Here is a 236-nt window from a genome sequence, read left to right as displayed (position 1 = left end):
CAACCGAGGATGTCGGTGAGCGCCACCAGGACGTGCAAGTTCAGCCGCTCCGGACGCTCAGAAACCAGCCTGTGGACCTGGCTCGGAGAGAGGTGGATGCCTCGGGCCTCCAGCTCGGGCATGAGCTTCGTCGCATGGAACATCCCCGCGCCGGCCATCTGCTCGCGAAGCCGCCACTCGTAGCTGATGAGTTCGGTCATGGTGTCATCTCCAAGCTGTTCAGTCCGGGGACGTTC

At 63.6% G+C, this 236-nt stretch carries 1 protein-coding gene; it reads right to left on the bottom strand.

All coding sequences use genetic code 11. The features are described 5' to 3' along the window. The coding region (locus AC1RPQ_RS08690; protein ID WP_481762383.1) for a helix-turn-helix domain-containing protein at nt 1-200 on the bottom strand (200 nt) is incomplete at its 3' end. Nucleotides 201-236 lie beyond the last annotated feature (36 nt).

Source organism: Dellaglioa sp. CoH-57-MRSF-21, from assembly GCF_056781915.1.
This window is presented reverse-complemented; position numbering and strand designations above follow the sequence as displayed.